Here is a 13,486-nt window from a genome sequence, read left to right as displayed (position 1 = left end):
ATTTTTCAAAATAGAAAAGTCAATAAATTTTTAAAAATATTTTTATTATTATTTTTGTCTTTTTAAATAAGATAAATAGATATATAACAATTATTATTTAAAAAATAAATTTTAAAGTAAAACACCATTTTTTAAAATGAAATATTCTGTTTCACTGTTTTATTTTATATGTTTCAAAAATGATATCTTGATTTATAAAAATAAGAATAAAAATAAAAATAAATTAATTTTTATATTCAAAACAGATATATAACAGATATTTACAAAAATTTTTTTGTGTGTTAAACTTTAGGTGTAATAAATTAAGGGACAAATTAGCTAATAAAACTAAATAATGCCTAGCAATTATTGTAATTTTTATTTTAAAATTTGTCTACTTATGAAAATTTAAATAATTTTTAAAAGGAGTCATAATCATGGCAAAAGAAAAAGAAGTATTATTAGACCCAATCGAAGAAGTGAACACGCTTGTTGCAAAAGGGCAAGTAGCATTAGCTGAATTCTTGAAAATAGAAGACCAAGAAAAAATTGATGCGATAGTTCAAGCGGCGGCAGTTGCAGCTCTAGAAGCTCACGGGCCTCTTGCGGTAGCAGCGGTTGAAGAAACAGGACGTGGTGTAATAGAAGATAAGGCAACTAAAAACTTATATGCGTGTGAATATATAGTAAACAGCATGCGTGGAGTTAAAACAGTTGGTGTTATAGACAGAGATGAAGTAGATGGTTTGACTGCTATAGCAGAACCTGTTGGGGTTGTATGTGGTGTAGTTCCTACTACTAATCCAACATCAACAACAATTTTCAAGTCATTAATCTGTTTGAAAACAAGAAATCCAATTATCTTTAGCTTCCACCCATCTGCTAATGAATGTTCTAAAGAGGCGGCAAGAATAGTTAGAGATGCTGCTATAAAAGCAGGGGCGCCAGAAAACTGTATTCAATTTATCGAAAAACCATCAATGGAAGGTACAAATGCCTTGATGAAACATGATGGAGTTGCAACAATTTTAGCAACTGGTGGTAACGCAATGGTTCGTGCAGCTTATTCTTGTGGGAAACCAGCCTTAGGTGTAGGTGCAGGTAACGTGCCAGCTTATGTACACAAAGATGCAAAACTTAAACAAGCGGTAAATGATATTATTTTAAGTAAAGCATTTGATAACGGAATGATTTGTGCATCAGAACAAGCGGCTATTGTCAATAAAGAATTATACGATGAATTTATTTCTATAATGAAATCACACAGAGTTTACTTTGTAAACAAAAAAGAAAAAGCTCTTTTAGAAAAATTATTATTTGGAGTAGAAGCTAAATCACAAGATTGTGCTGGAGCAAAATTAAATTCAGTAATAGTTGGTAAACCAGCAACAGAAATTGCAAAACTAGCAGGATTTGAAGTGCCACAAGGAACTGTAATTTTAGCTACTGAATGTAGTGAGGTAGGAATTAACGAACCACTAACTAGAGAAAAATTATCTCCAGTATTAGCAGTAATTAAGTCAAAAGATACAAAAGATGGATTAGAAAAATCACGTCAAATGGTAGAATTTAATGGGCTAGGACATACAGCAGCTATCCATACACAAAATGCTGACGTAGCAGAAGAGTTTGGTAAATTAGTAAGAGCTTGCCGTATTGTTTGGAACTCTCCATCAACATTCGGAGGAATTGGAGATGTTTATAACGCATTTATCCCGTCTCTAACATTAGGTTGTGGTAGTTACGGACGCAACTCAGTATCAGGAAACGTATCAGCAATTAATCTAATCAACGTAAAGCTTATTGGACGCAGAAACAATAATATGCAATGGTTCAAAGTACCACCAAAAGTTTATTTTGAGCCAAATTCAATAAAGTACCTAAGAGAGATGGAGGGTTTGGAAAGAGTAATGATAGTAACTGACGAATCAATGGTTAAACTAGGATTCGCTCAAAAAGTTATTGACCAATTACAAGGTCGTGCAAACAAGGTACAAATTCAAATCTTTGACCAAGTAGAACCAAACCCAGATATTAAAACTGTAGAAGCTGGTACAGCTTTAATGAATAGCTTTAAACCAAATGCGATAGTTGCACTTGGTGGTGGTTCTCCAATGGACGCAGCAAAAATAATGTGGCTATTCTATGAAAGACCAGACGCTGACTTCGTTGAATTAGTACAAAAATTCGGAGATATAAGAAAACGTACAGTTAAATATCCACACTTAGGAAATAAAGCTAAATTTATAGCTATTCCAACAACATCAGGTACAGGTTCAGAAGTTACTCCATTTGCTGTAATTTCTGACAAAGAAAATGATAAAAAATATCCGTTAGCTGACTATGCACTAACTCCTCATGTGGCAATAGTAGACCCTAATCTAGTATTAACAGTTCCAGCAGGACCAACAGCAGCGACTGGTATGGATGTATTAACTCACGCAACAGAAGCTTATGTAGCTACTCTAGCTAACGACTATACTGACGGTTTAGCTCTTAAAGCTATAAAATTAGTATTTGATAACTTAGAAAAATCAGTAAAAACTGCTGATAGAGACGCTCGTGAAAAAATGCACAACGCATCTTGTATGGCGGGAATGGCATTCGCTAACGCCTTCTTAGGAATTTGCCACTCAATGTCACACAAAATAGGTGGTAAATTCCACACAGTTCACGGTGAAAATAATGCGACCTTATTACCTTATGTAATTAAATATAACGGTACTCGTCCAGGTAAAGTTTCACTATGGCCTAAATATGAACACTACCAAGCAGCAGAAAGATATCAAGAAATTGCTCGTATGCTAGGACTAAAAGCTAGCACACCAGAAGAAGGTGTTGAATCTTATGCACAAGCTGTTTACGAACTAGGTAGAAAAGTAGGATGTCCAATGGCATTCAAAGAACATGGTTCATTCGCAAAAGGTGGTTATACTCACGAACAATTTTTAGCTTCACTAACAAAACTTGCCTTCGACTCTTATGAAGACCAATGTACGCCAGCTAACCCTCGTTTAGCGATGATTAGTGATATGAAAGAAATGTTTGAAGCGGCATGGTATGGCTACGGAGAGAAAAAATTCGTAGAAAAAATCTAATTAAAGTAACTCTCAATCAACTTTCAATAAAAAATGCAGTCTTTGGACTGCATTTTTGTTATATATAAAATATTTATATGAAGAAAATAGGGTTTAAATTTTATAAATATTTAAAAAGAAAATTCTATCTATGTAAAATATTAAGCAATTTGTGGAGTAGATGACACTGCATATGGTAGATATAACTTAATTTTAAGAGCTAAAACTTTTTATATGCTTATTTTAGTACTTTAAATAAGGCATCACCATGTGATATTCTAGAATTTGCAAGGGCTTCAACTGCTTTAAATTCTGATGAATTTACTACTATTACCATAGTAGTATCATCAAGACCTGCAGATACAATCTTGCTTAAATCAAACTTAGCAATAGCCGTTCCTGCTTTAACCTTATCACCTACTGCAACTAATTTCTCAAATCCCTCACCTTTCATTGATACAGTATCAATACCGATATGAATAAGTAGTTCAGCCCCACTTGCTGTCTTCAAACCATAAGCATGCCCTGTGTCAAATACAATAGTAACTTCTGCGTCTGCTGGTGAATAAACAAGACCTTCAGATGGCTTGACAGCAACACCTTGTCCAATAGCACCTGATGAAAAAACAGGATCATTAACATTTTCAAGAGCAACAACTTCACCTGAAAGAGGTGAAACAAATATTTCTTCTTTAACAAGTGGATTTGAAGATTTATCTATTACTTCAGTAGTTGATGCTACTTTAAAATTTTTTTCAGAAGTTACTGCTTCATCTTCAAACCCAAACATATAAGTCAATGTGAAACCAGCTATGAAGGATACTGCTACCATTAATAAATAAGGTAGAAGTTGTCCGTTCAAGTAAAGTAGTGTCCCTGGTATAATAGTAATACCGAATCCAACACCTGCAAGCCCTAGAATAGAAGCGAGAGCACCGCCTATAGCACCTGCAATCAATGAAAAGAAGAAAGGTTTACGAAAACGTAAATTCACACCAAAGATAGCTGGCTCTGTAATTCCCAGAAAAGCCGCAAGAGATGCAGGGAAAGCAAGAGCTTTCAATTTAGGATTTTTAGTTTTCACACCAACTGCTACTGTAGCCGCTCCCTGTGCTGTCATCGCCGCAGTAATAATGGCATTAAATGGGTTTGCACCAGTATTTGCAATTAACTGAGATTCCAACAAATTGAAGATATGGTGAACACCAGAAACAACGATAACCTGATGGACCCCACCAATAAAGATGCCTGGAAGACCAAATGGAAGAGCAAGAAGAGCTTTGGTAGCTGCAAGAATATAATTCTCAACAACATGAAATACTGGGCCAATAACAAACAAACCAAGGATCGACATCACAAACAATGTAACAAATGGTGTTACTAAAAGATCCAATACTTCGGGCACATGCTTTCGTACAAATTTTTCAAATTTAGCACCAACTATACCGATAATAAAGGCTGGGAGAACTGAGCCTTGCAAGCCAACTACTGGAACAAATCCAAAGAAAATAGTTGGTGTCGCATCACCGCCCTTAGCCACCTCCCAAGCATTTGGTAAAGAAGCAGATATTAGCATCATACCAAGTATGATACCAATAGTTTGATTTCCTCCAAATACACGGAAGGTTGACCATACTACAAGTGCTGGCAGAACAATAAAGGCTGTATCTGTCAAAATTTGAGAATAAACATTCAAATTTTGAGGTAGCGTAATACTTAAAGCAGCAAGTAATCCACGCAAGCCCATAAACAAACCAGTTGCTACAATTACGGGTATAATTGGAACAAATACATCACCGAATGTACGAATAGCACGTTGAAATGAATTACCTTGTTTAGCAGTTTCTGCTTTCATATCATCTTTTGAAGAAGTTGGGAGGCCGAGTGCAACAACTTCATCATAAATTTTATTAACGGTTCCAGTGCCAAAGATTATTTGATATTGTCCTGAATTGAAAAAAGCTCCCTGTACTTTCTTTATATTTTCGATAAGAGTTTGGTCAATTTTATTTTTATCTTTTACCATGACACGTAGCCTAGTTGCACAGTGGGCTACACTATTAATATTATTACATCCACCTAGAGCTTTTATGACATTTTTTGCAATTTCAGTATTGTTCATATTGTAAAAATCTCCTTTATTAAATGTTTTCTTTATTGAATTAAAAAGTATTTTAAGACGTATATATTTTTTATTATAAACTTTTTCCTTAATATGTCAAACGTTTAATATATTTTTTAATACTTTAAAATTTAAGCACAAAATCTTGCTTTTTTACAAGAAAAAGTTTACTATATTAACTATATTTATAGAAAAATAACTAAAAATGAAATAAGGAGAAAACATGCTCTTAACAAATGAAGAACGATACCGTCCTTATGAAGATTGGTCAACAGAACATATTGAAAAAATCACCAAAAATACGGAGAGTTCTCCTTGGAGAACAAGCTTTCATATCGAACCTCCACACGGTCTTTTAAACGATCCAAACGGATTTTCTTACTTTAATGGGAAATGGAATCTCTTTTATCAATACTTTCCATTTGGTGTAGCTCACGGATTAAAATCATGGTTTCATACTCAGTCAACAGATCTTGTCCACTTCGAACCTACAAGGGTCATGATATACCCCGACACTAGGCTCGACAGCCAAGGTGTTTATTCTGGATCCGCCATGCAGTTTGAAGACAAGCTTTTTCTCTTTTACACTGGGAATGTACGTGATAAAAACTGGCTTCGCCACTCTTATCAAATTGGAGCCCTAATGAGTAAAAATGGGAAAATTCAAAAAATTGATAAGATTTTGATTGATAAACCAGACGACACAACAGATCATTTTCGCGATCCGCAGATTTTCAACTTCAAGGGCAACTGCTATGCTATTATTGGGGCTCAAAATATTAATAAAAAAGGTATCATCAAACTATACAAAGCTGTAGATAATGATTATTTAAACTGGATCTATATTAATGATTTGAATTTTGATAATGATTTGACATCTTATATGATAGAATGTCCAAACCTTGTATTTATTAATGAACAACCTATTCTACTTTATTGCCCACAAGGACTAGATAAAAATATTCTTGAATACGACAATATCTATCCAAATATGTACAAAATAGCTCAATCATTTGATCCAAAAACAGCTACAGTGTTCAATCCTGGTCCACTTGAACAGCTGGATTACGGCTTTGAATGTTATGCAACTCAAGCAATCAACGCTCCCGACGGACGAGTACTTGCAATCAGCTGGCTTGGGCTACCCGACATTAAGTACCCTACGGAAAGATATGATTATCTTGGTTGCTTATCCTTGGTCAAAGAATTGAAAATAAATAATGGTAAACTCTACCAATACCCTGTTGAAGCTATTACTAGTCTCCGTAAAGATTCTCAAGTCTTTAAAGAAAAAAAAGAAACTAATAATGTATACGAATTGGAATTAACTGTAGAAAAAGATGGTTATATTGAGCTGCTTCTCTTCTCAGATTTAAACAAAAAAGGGCTAAAACTAGTTATTGACCCTGCAAATGAAAAGGTATCGGTTGATCGCAAGAACTGCGGAGAAGCTTTTGCCCTTGAATTTGGTACAAAACGCCATTGCCATATTGACAACAAGATAACAACAACTAATATTTTCGTAGATAAGTCTGTATTTGAAATTTTTATTAATAAAGGAGAAAAAGTATTTTCTGGACGCATATTCCCTTGCCAGGGTGAGACGGGAATAACTATTCTAGCAGGGAAAGCAACTGGAAATTACTACTCATTAGATTATGGTTGCAAAACTAACTGATGTCGCAAAACTAGCTGGAGTAAGTCCTACAACCGTCTCTCGTGTCATTAATAAAAAAGGATATTTGTCTGAGAAGACGATAAAAAATGTTATCGAAGCTATGCAAAAGTTAAACTACAAACCAAACAATCTAGCTAGAGGTTTACAAGGAAAATCTCCCAAACTAGTTGGTCTCATATTTCCAACCATCGGTAATATATTCTATGCAGAATTGATTGCTTACCTAGAAAAGGAATTATTCAATAGAGGATACAAAACTATTATTTGCAACAGCCAGCAGGATTCTGCCAAAGAAAAAGAGTACTTAGAAATGCTAACTGCCAATCAAGTAGATGGTATTATTTCAGGAAGTCATAACCTAGGAATTAAAGATTATGACCTAGTTACAGCTCCTATTATTGCCTTTGACCGTAATTTATCGCCTTCTACACCAATTGTCTCATCTGACAACTACAGCGGAGGTATTTTAGCAGCTAAAACACTTAAAAAAGCAGGATGCCTTCATCCAATTATGATTACAGGGAATAACAATTCCAACTCTCCTACTGGTCTTCGCCAAAGAGGATTTTCTAGTATTTTTCCAAAAGCAAAGATTTACCATATCTCAAGTGATTTCTCCCCTGTTCGCAAAGAAATAGAAATCAGAACAATTCTTAAAACAACCAAAACAGACGGTATTTTTATTTCAGATGATTTGACTGCCATACTAGTATGGAATATAATCCAATCCTTGAAATTATCTATTCCACAAGATTTAAAACTTATAGGCTACGATGGTACTTATTTCATCGAAACACATTATCCCCAACTGACAACCATCAAACAACCCCTAGCAGATATTGCTAAACTCATGGTAGATCTTCTTTTGCAAAAAATTGAGGGTTCAAGTTTAGAAAAATCTTATCTTCTACCCGTAAGTTTGTTACCAGGTAGGAGTGTCTAATATAAAACATTCAAATTAAAACACAGCTTTACTAAATTTATATATAAAAATAGTTTAGATTGATTGTTATATATATGATTATGGATGGTAAACAATACTTATCAAGCTGTAATGAAAGTTTATAAAGAAGAAATAGCAAATTCTGATAATTTAGAAGGTATAAAATTTATGCATATTTTTAAATGGTAATGCTGAAATAATTGACGGAGAAATTTTTTAATTATAATTTTGAAAAATATTATATTAAGTAATCAAATTATTTATGAGTATATCTGTAAAAAATATAAAACCAGATATTATTATAAATAATTTTAAATTAATAAATAAACTTGTGGAGTCATTTACATAAAAGAATTTGATAAAGAATATAGACTATTAAAAGAAATTGTTAATGATGATTATTACCAGTCTTTTATTGTTCAAAAAATCAAAAGTCTTATTTTGCCAGTGATAGAACTTTTGGAAAATGGTGAAAAAGATATAGCTATTATTCAAAAAACTTGATAAAATTACTTTGGTTATTAATGATGTAAAATAAGAATTTTATGAAAATAATAGTTATATAGAAACTATTGCAAGTGATGATATGGTAGAAATAATTTCTGACATGCTAAATGTCTTTATATTGCTATAGGTATTTAAGATACTGTGGCTTAAAGATATTGCTAAAATAAAATGTAGTGATTTAATATTAGTTAAGTCACTACATTTTTATTTTAAGTACAGCTTATGTATAATTTACCGAAATGGACACTATACATTTATCTTCCCCTAGGTTGTAAGAGAAAGGAGTTATTCTCACGTAGGTTTGTGCTTAAAATATTAAGCAATTTGTGGAGTAGATGATGCTGTATATGACACATATAACTTGCATATTAATAAAATACGATTTCTAAAATATGAATATTTATGATAATCATAAGAATTTCTCTTTAGTATTTTAATTTTATCATTAATTCCTTCAAGTAGTGCGTTAGCGAAATGATTATAGATAAATGTGTTGTATAATTTTTATTTTACAAAATTTAATGGTTAAGTAAATCTTATTTTTGAATTTTTACTCAACTAGTAAAAATATATTTTTTTTGTTATAATTAGGTGTTATGAATATAGTTTATAGTAATGTTTATTAAAAAATAATTTTAATTTTACAATTTTTATTTTGAAAATTATTTATAAAAATAAATCATTTAGAAAGGAGAGCTTATGCTAATTCAATTAAATGATATTAGTAAATATTTTGTTGTTACAGAAGTATTTTCAAATGTTAAATTAGAAGTCAATGAAAAAGATAAAATTGCCATAGTCGGTCGTAACGGTGCGGGTAAATCAACACTATTAAAGATTATAGCAGGGCTGACAAGTTTTGATAGTGGGCAAAGAATGGTTGCAAAAAATACAAAAATTGGTTATCTATCCCAAGAATTTATTGTAAAAGAAGAAAGAACTATTTATGAAGAAATGCTTGACTGTTTTACAGAGATAATTGACCTAGAAAGTGATTTAGAAAAATCAGCAGCCAACCTAACGAATGAAAATATAGAAAAAGACCCAAATTTATTAAATAGATATGACAATTTACAAAATATGGTTTTAAATCATAAGGATTATCACTACAAGAGCAAGATTAAATCTGTCTTGTTCGGTTTAGATTTTTGCGAAGATGATCTGCATAAAAATATTATTAATTTTTCTGGTGGAGAAAAAACTCGTATCTCCATGGCAAAATTATTACTTAGTGAACCCGATGTTTTAATTCTTGATGAGCCGACCAACCATCTGGATATGGAAAATGTAGCCTGGTTAGAAAATTATTTAAATGCCTATAAGGGTGCAGTAATCATAGTAAGCCACGACCGTTATTTTCTTGATAAGATAGTTGATGTTGTTTATAATGTTGAATTTGCTACTTGTAAAAAATATATCGGCAACTACTCAAAATTTTTAATTCAGTATGAAGAAGATTTTGAAAAACACCTAAAAGAATATATAAGTCAACAAAAGGATATAAAAAGATTAGAAGACTTTGTACAAAAAAATATAGCAAGAGCTTCTACCAGCGGTATGGCAAAAAGTCGTCAGAAGATTTTAGATAAGATAGAACGCCTAGATAATCCTCGCAAAGATGACAAGACAGCCAACATAGAATTTACAATTAGTGAACAAAGTGGACGTGACGTTCTTAGAATAGAAGATTTAAAAGTAGGTTACGACGGAAAGCAAATAGCAAAAAATTATAATTTTGATGTGTACAAGGGCGACCGTTTAGCTATTGTCGGTAAAAATGGTATCGGCAAATCAACTCTAATAAAAACAATAGCCAAAAAACAAGAAGCCCTAGCTGGAAATATCTATTATGGAAGTAAGGTGTCATTAGGTTATTACGACCAAAAACAAGCAGAATTTCAATCATCAAAAACAGTTTTACAAGAACTGTGGGACGAATATCCGACCATGAAAGAAGCTGACGTAAGAAGTGTACTGGGAAGATTTTTATTTCCGGGAGAAGATGTACTAAAAATAGTTAGCGACCTATCAGGAGGAGAAAAAGCTAGGTTGCAACTCGCTAAACTCATGCTTGAAAAAAATAATTTATTAATCCTAGATGAGCCGACCAACCACCTTGATATAGCCAGCAAGCAGGTCTTAGAAGCGGCACTTGAAAACTATGAGGGAACAATAGTATTTGTTAGTCATGACAGGTACTTTATTAATAAGATTGCTAACAAGGTTATGGATATAAATGAACAAGGTTCTAATATTTATCTTGGTAATTTTGATTACTATCTTGAAAAAAAAGAGCAAGAATTAATACTAGAAAAAATTACCCAGACAGAAAAAACTAATCCTAATCAAAAAAAAGAAATAAATGACTACACAATCAGCAAAGAAGAAAAAAAACAAGTTCGTAAACTAGAAAGAGAAAGAGATAATCTCATTTCACAAATCGAAAATTTAGAACAAGAAATTATCAGCGTAAACAATGAACTAATTAAAGAAGAAGTTTACACAGACGCAAAGAAAACTCAAGAATATAATAATATCTTGCAGGATATAAACACAAGACTAGAAGAATTAAATACTACTTGGTTAGAAGTAGAAGAAGAATTGGAAAATTTAAAATTATAGTTTTAATCTCATAGGAGCTTATGATGAAAATAAATATAACAACATATATAGATAATGAAAAGCTACTCTTCGAAAAAAATATGGGAGACTTAGTAGAAAATGAAAAAAATTATATCCTAACTTATCAAGACAGTAAAAAAAATAATTTTGAAATTAAAATTGCTAAGGATGCGAGCAGGGCTGATATTATCAAAGACGGAGTAGTTCTAGCACTTAGTAAAAAACTTCAAAAAACAAACTATAAAACTGATTTTGGTATTGTATCCTTTAATACCCATTTACAAAAAATTAATATCCTAGAAAAAAATAAATTTATACAGTTTGAGATAGATTATAAAATATATTTTTCTGACACTGACAAACAAGATAATAAATTAAAAATTCTTGTTAATAGAAATTAAAAAAGAGATAGACGGAAATAACTCTTAATTTTGAGTTGATTTCTTTCTATCTCTTATTTTTTATTCTCCCATTACAAGAACATTAATAGTTCTATTTCTTTCTCTTAGCATATCCCAGTCAGCAAAATATACTTTTCCAAGAGAACCCATTTGCATCTGTCCATCTTTTACGATAATTGTTTGTGAGTTTGTTCCAAAAATAGATGATTTGATGTGGGCATCTGTGTTTAGCATAGTCCATGCTTCTGGTGGATAGTTAGGACTTGTTAGGCCTAAACCAAATTCTATATGTTCTGGGCCAGGACTGAAGTATTGAGTTTCAGTTGTACATCTAGGAACGATTTTATCCATTACATTGCTAATATCTACTTGTAAATATTCATCTCCATAGTAGTTTTTATCGTGCATATATTCTTCAAAATATAATGAACAAGTTGTGTGCGAACTTGTTAATGTGATTATCCCATTTTTAATACCGCTTTTAGCAACTATTTCTTTTGCTTGTGGAGTAATATCATGATAAGATACACGATTTTGTACAGTAGTTACCTTAATATCTTCGTGATGAAATTTCATTTTTTTATACCATCTGAAAAATTCAGATTTCCTTTCTTTATTTTTTATTTTCTCTGTCTTTGTAGGCTTTAAGCATAGCTTGTAACATGTCGTCTACGGTTTGTTTAGGGTCTTTTGCTTTTATGATACCACTTGTTCCTCCGGTAGAGTCAGCTCCCAAATAGATAGCACGGTATACATCTTCTGCAGTAGAAACACCCGCTGCTTGTAAGACTTGTGTATTAGGATTTGCTTCTTTTACTGCTTTGTTTGTTTCTATCATGTATTCATCAGAACTTGTTTGTCCAGTTCCAACTAATTCATCTGGCTCACAAATAATAATATCTGCTCCGAGTCTTGCAGCTTTTTTAGCGTCGTTAATTCCGTTAGCACAAACAACAGATTGTATACCCAACTCTTTGCATTTTGCCATAGATTGCTCTAGTTCTTCATCGGTAATTTTATGTTCAACATGATTTAAGAATGTAGCACGCACTCCAACATTATAAAGCATTTCTCCAACTATTTTTCCCATACCACGTCCTGGTGATATTCCGTCCATGTGCTGAGCTGTTATAGTAAGATACTTAGTATTTTCTGCTATTGTTTTAAGTTCTACATAAGGTGCAGTAAATAAAATATCTACATCATATTCTTTTGCCTTTTGGTCAGCAAATTTTGCCAAGTCTAATAATTCTTCACCATACAGGTATGATTTTGGATTTATTACAAGGTAAGGTACTCTTAATCCCATATTTATTCTCCTTTAGTTTCAAAAACATTGAAGTAGTGTAGCAGAGTATTTTTAATAGCTTCTTTAACTTCTTCTTTATGTTCGTAGTAGTTGTTAGATTTTGAATTGACAACTGATTTGTGTGAAGCTTTTAAAAAGTCTGTATAGATATTAATTTTTCTTATACCATTAGTTGCACAATTATTTAAGTTTTCATCTCCAGATGATGAGCCACCATGTAAGACTAGAGGTGTGTCTATTGCTGCATCTATTTCTTTTAAGCGTTCGATACTAATATTAGGTTCACCTACATAAGTTCCATGACTTGTTCCAATAGAAATTGCTAGAGAATCTACATTAGTTTGTTTTACAAATTCTTTAGCTTCTTCTACACTTGTATAAACATTTCCGTCGCTACCAACAGCACATTCAACTCCGATAACATCTCCGCTTCCTACATGACCAATTTCTGCTTCAACAAATATTCCCTTGCTATGAGCATAGTCAACAACTTCTTTTGTTAGTCTAACATTTTCAGCAAATTCTTTTTCTGAAGCATCTATCATTACAGAAGTAAAACCTAAATCAATAGCTTTTTTTACACTTGCTAAACTTTGCCCGTGGTCTAGGTGTAATATTATTTTTGCCTTGCTATTTTCTGCATAAAATTTTCCTAGCAGGGCAGCTTTTTCCATACTTATATATTCAGAGTGGGCTTCTGCAAAAGCAATTATTAATGGTTTGTTAGTTTCTTCTGCCGCTTCAATGTATGCTTCTAACATTTCTTGGTTGATAAAATTTGCAGCAGGTATTGCATAATTATATTTATCAGCATGATTAAATGCTTCTTTTACGTTTATTAATGTCAT

At 32.3% G+C, this 13,486-nt stretch carries 11 protein-coding genes; 6 read left to right on the top strand and 5 right to left on the bottom strand.

The genetic code is table 11. The annotated features are described in order from the left end of the window. Positions 1 to 416: 416 nt before the first annotated feature. Complete coding sequence (adhE, locus tag KMP12_RS02315) at positions 417 to 3,077, top strand: bifunctional acetaldehyde-CoA/alcohol dehydrogenase (RefSeq protein WP_215756124.1); 2,661 nt, start codon at positions 417 to 419, stop codon at positions 3,075 to 3,077. Between the two features lie 217 nt (positions 3,078 to 3,294). On the opposite strand, the gene KMP12_RS02310 is transcribed toward adhE, so the two are convergent. Next, on the bottom strand, positions 3,295 to 5,178 hold the full coding sequence (locus tag KMP12_RS02310; RefSeq protein WP_215756123.1) for a PTS sucrose transporter subunit IIABC: 1,884 nt from the start codon (positions 5,176 to 5,178) through the stop codon (positions 3,295 to 3,297). 223 nt (positions 5,179 to 5,401) lie between these two features. On the opposite strand from KMP12_RS02310, the gene KMP12_RS02305 reads away from it, so the two are divergent. From KMP12_RS02305 to KMP12_RS07780, 3 genes are all read left to right on the top strand, one after another. Beyond that, entirely contained in the window at positions 5,402 to 6,856 is a 1,455-nt protein-coding gene (locus KMP12_RS02305) for a sucrose-6-phosphate hydrolase (RefSeq protein ID WP_215756122.1), read from the top strand. Then, complete coding sequence (locus KMP12_RS02300) at positions 6,837 to 7,799, top strand: LacI family DNA-binding transcriptional regulator (RefSeq protein WP_215756121.1); 963 nt, start codon at positions 6,837 to 6,839, stop codon at positions 7,797 to 7,799. Before KMP12_RS02305 ends, KMP12_RS02300 begins: the two co-directional genes overlap by 20 nt. 339 nt (positions 7,800 to 8,138) lie before the next feature. Then, positions 8,139 to 8,303 carry a DUF5713 family protein gene (locus KMP12_RS07780; RefSeq protein WP_371821650.1) on the top strand — a complete coding sequence of 55 codons (165 nt, stop codon included), beginning with the start codon at positions 8,139 to 8,141 and terminating at the stop codon, positions 8,301 to 8,303. 318 nt (positions 8,304 to 8,621) lie between these two features. On the opposite strand, the gene KMP12_RS02295 is transcribed toward KMP12_RS07780, so the two are convergent. Continuing rightward, positions 8,622 to 8,792, bottom strand: a complete 171-nt coding sequence (locus KMP12_RS02295) for a transposase (protein ID WP_215756143.1) — start codon at positions 8,790 to 8,792, stop codon at positions 8,622 to 8,624. A 213-nt stretch (positions 8,793 to 9,005) separates the two neighbouring features. Here KMP12_RS02295 and KMP12_RS02290 point away from each other — a divergent pair, with 213 nt between their 5' ends. Together KMP12_RS02290 and KMP12_RS02285 are read left to right on the top strand one after the other, a co-directional pair. Beyond that, the gene (locus KMP12_RS02290) at positions 9,006 to 10,928 is read left to right on the top strand and encodes an ABC-F family ATP-binding cassette domain-containing protein (protein ID WP_215756120.1); all 1,923 of its coding nucleotides are present in this window, start codon (positions 9,006 to 9,008) and stop codon (positions 10,926 to 10,928) included. 23 nt (positions 10,929 to 10,951) lie between these two features. Beyond that, positions 10,952 to 11,329, top strand: coding sequence for a DUF1934 family protein (locus KMP12_RS02285; protein ID WP_215756119.1), 378 nt, complete (start codon positions 10,952 to 10,954; stop codon positions 11,327 to 11,329). 60 nt (positions 11,330 to 11,389) lie between these two features. On the opposite strand, the gene KMP12_RS02280 is transcribed toward KMP12_RS02285, so the two are convergent. Genes KMP12_RS02280 through KMP12_RS02270 form a run of 3 tightly spaced genes read right to left on the bottom strand, consistent with a single transcriptional unit; the run spans position 11,390 to position 13,486 of the window. Beyond that, positions 11,390 to 11,905, bottom strand: a complete 516-nt coding sequence (locus KMP12_RS02280) for a YjbQ family protein (RefSeq protein ID WP_215756118.1) — start codon at positions 11,903 to 11,905, stop codon at positions 11,390 to 11,392. Positions 11,906 to 11,942: 37 nt separating this feature from the next. Then, complete coding sequence (locus KMP12_RS02275; protein WP_215756117.1) at positions 11,943 to 12,638, bottom strand: triose-phosphate isomerase; 696 nt, start codon at positions 12,636 to 12,638, stop codon at positions 11,943 to 11,945. 2 nt (positions 12,639 to 12,640) lie between these two features. Continuing rightward, complete coding sequence (locus tag KMP12_RS02270) at positions 12,641 to 13,486, bottom strand: class II fructose-bisphosphate aldolase (RefSeq protein ID WP_215756116.1); 846 nt, start codon at positions 13,484 to 13,486, stop codon at positions 12,641 to 12,643.

It is taken from the genome of Gemella sp. zg-1178 (genome assembly GCF_018790995.1).
GTDB lineage: Bacteria > Bacillota > Bacilli > Staphylococcales > Gemellaceae > Gemelliphila.
This window is presented reverse-complemented; position numbering and strand designations above follow the sequence as displayed.

Coding starts and splice junctions, on each gene's coding strand:
- adhE (WP_215756124.1), top strand. CDS start 417: ATGGCAAAAGAAAAAGAAGTATTATTAGACCCAATCGAAGAAGTGAAC.
- KMP12_RS02310 (WP_215756123.1), bottom strand. CDS start 5,178: ATGAACAATACTGAAATTGCAAAAAATGTCATAAAAGCTCTAGGTGGA.
- KMP12_RS02305 (WP_215756122.1), top strand. CDS start 5,402: ATGCTCTTAACAAATGAAGAACGATACCGTCCTTATGAAGATTGGTCA.
- KMP12_RS02300 (WP_215756121.1), top strand. CDS start 6,837: ATGGTTGCAAAACTAACTGATGTCGCAAAACTAGCTGGAGTAAGTCCT.
- KMP12_RS02290 (WP_215756120.1), top strand. CDS start 9,006: ATGCTAATTCAATTAAATGATATTAGTAAATATTTTGTTGTTACAGAA.
- KMP12_RS02285 (WP_215756119.1), top strand. CDS start 10,952: ATGAAAATAAATATAACAACATATATAGATAATGAAAAGCTACTCTTC.
- KMP12_RS02280 (WP_215756118.1), bottom strand. CDS start 11,905: ATGAAATTTCATCACGAAGATATTAAGGTAACTACTGTACAAAATCGT.
- KMP12_RS02275 (WP_215756117.1), bottom strand. CDS start 12,638: ATGGGATTAAGAGTACCTTACCTTGTAATAAATCCAAAATCATACCTG.
- KMP12_RS02270 (WP_215756116.1), bottom strand. CDS start 13,486: ATGACATTAATAAACGTAAAAGAAGCATTTAATCATGCTGATAAATAT.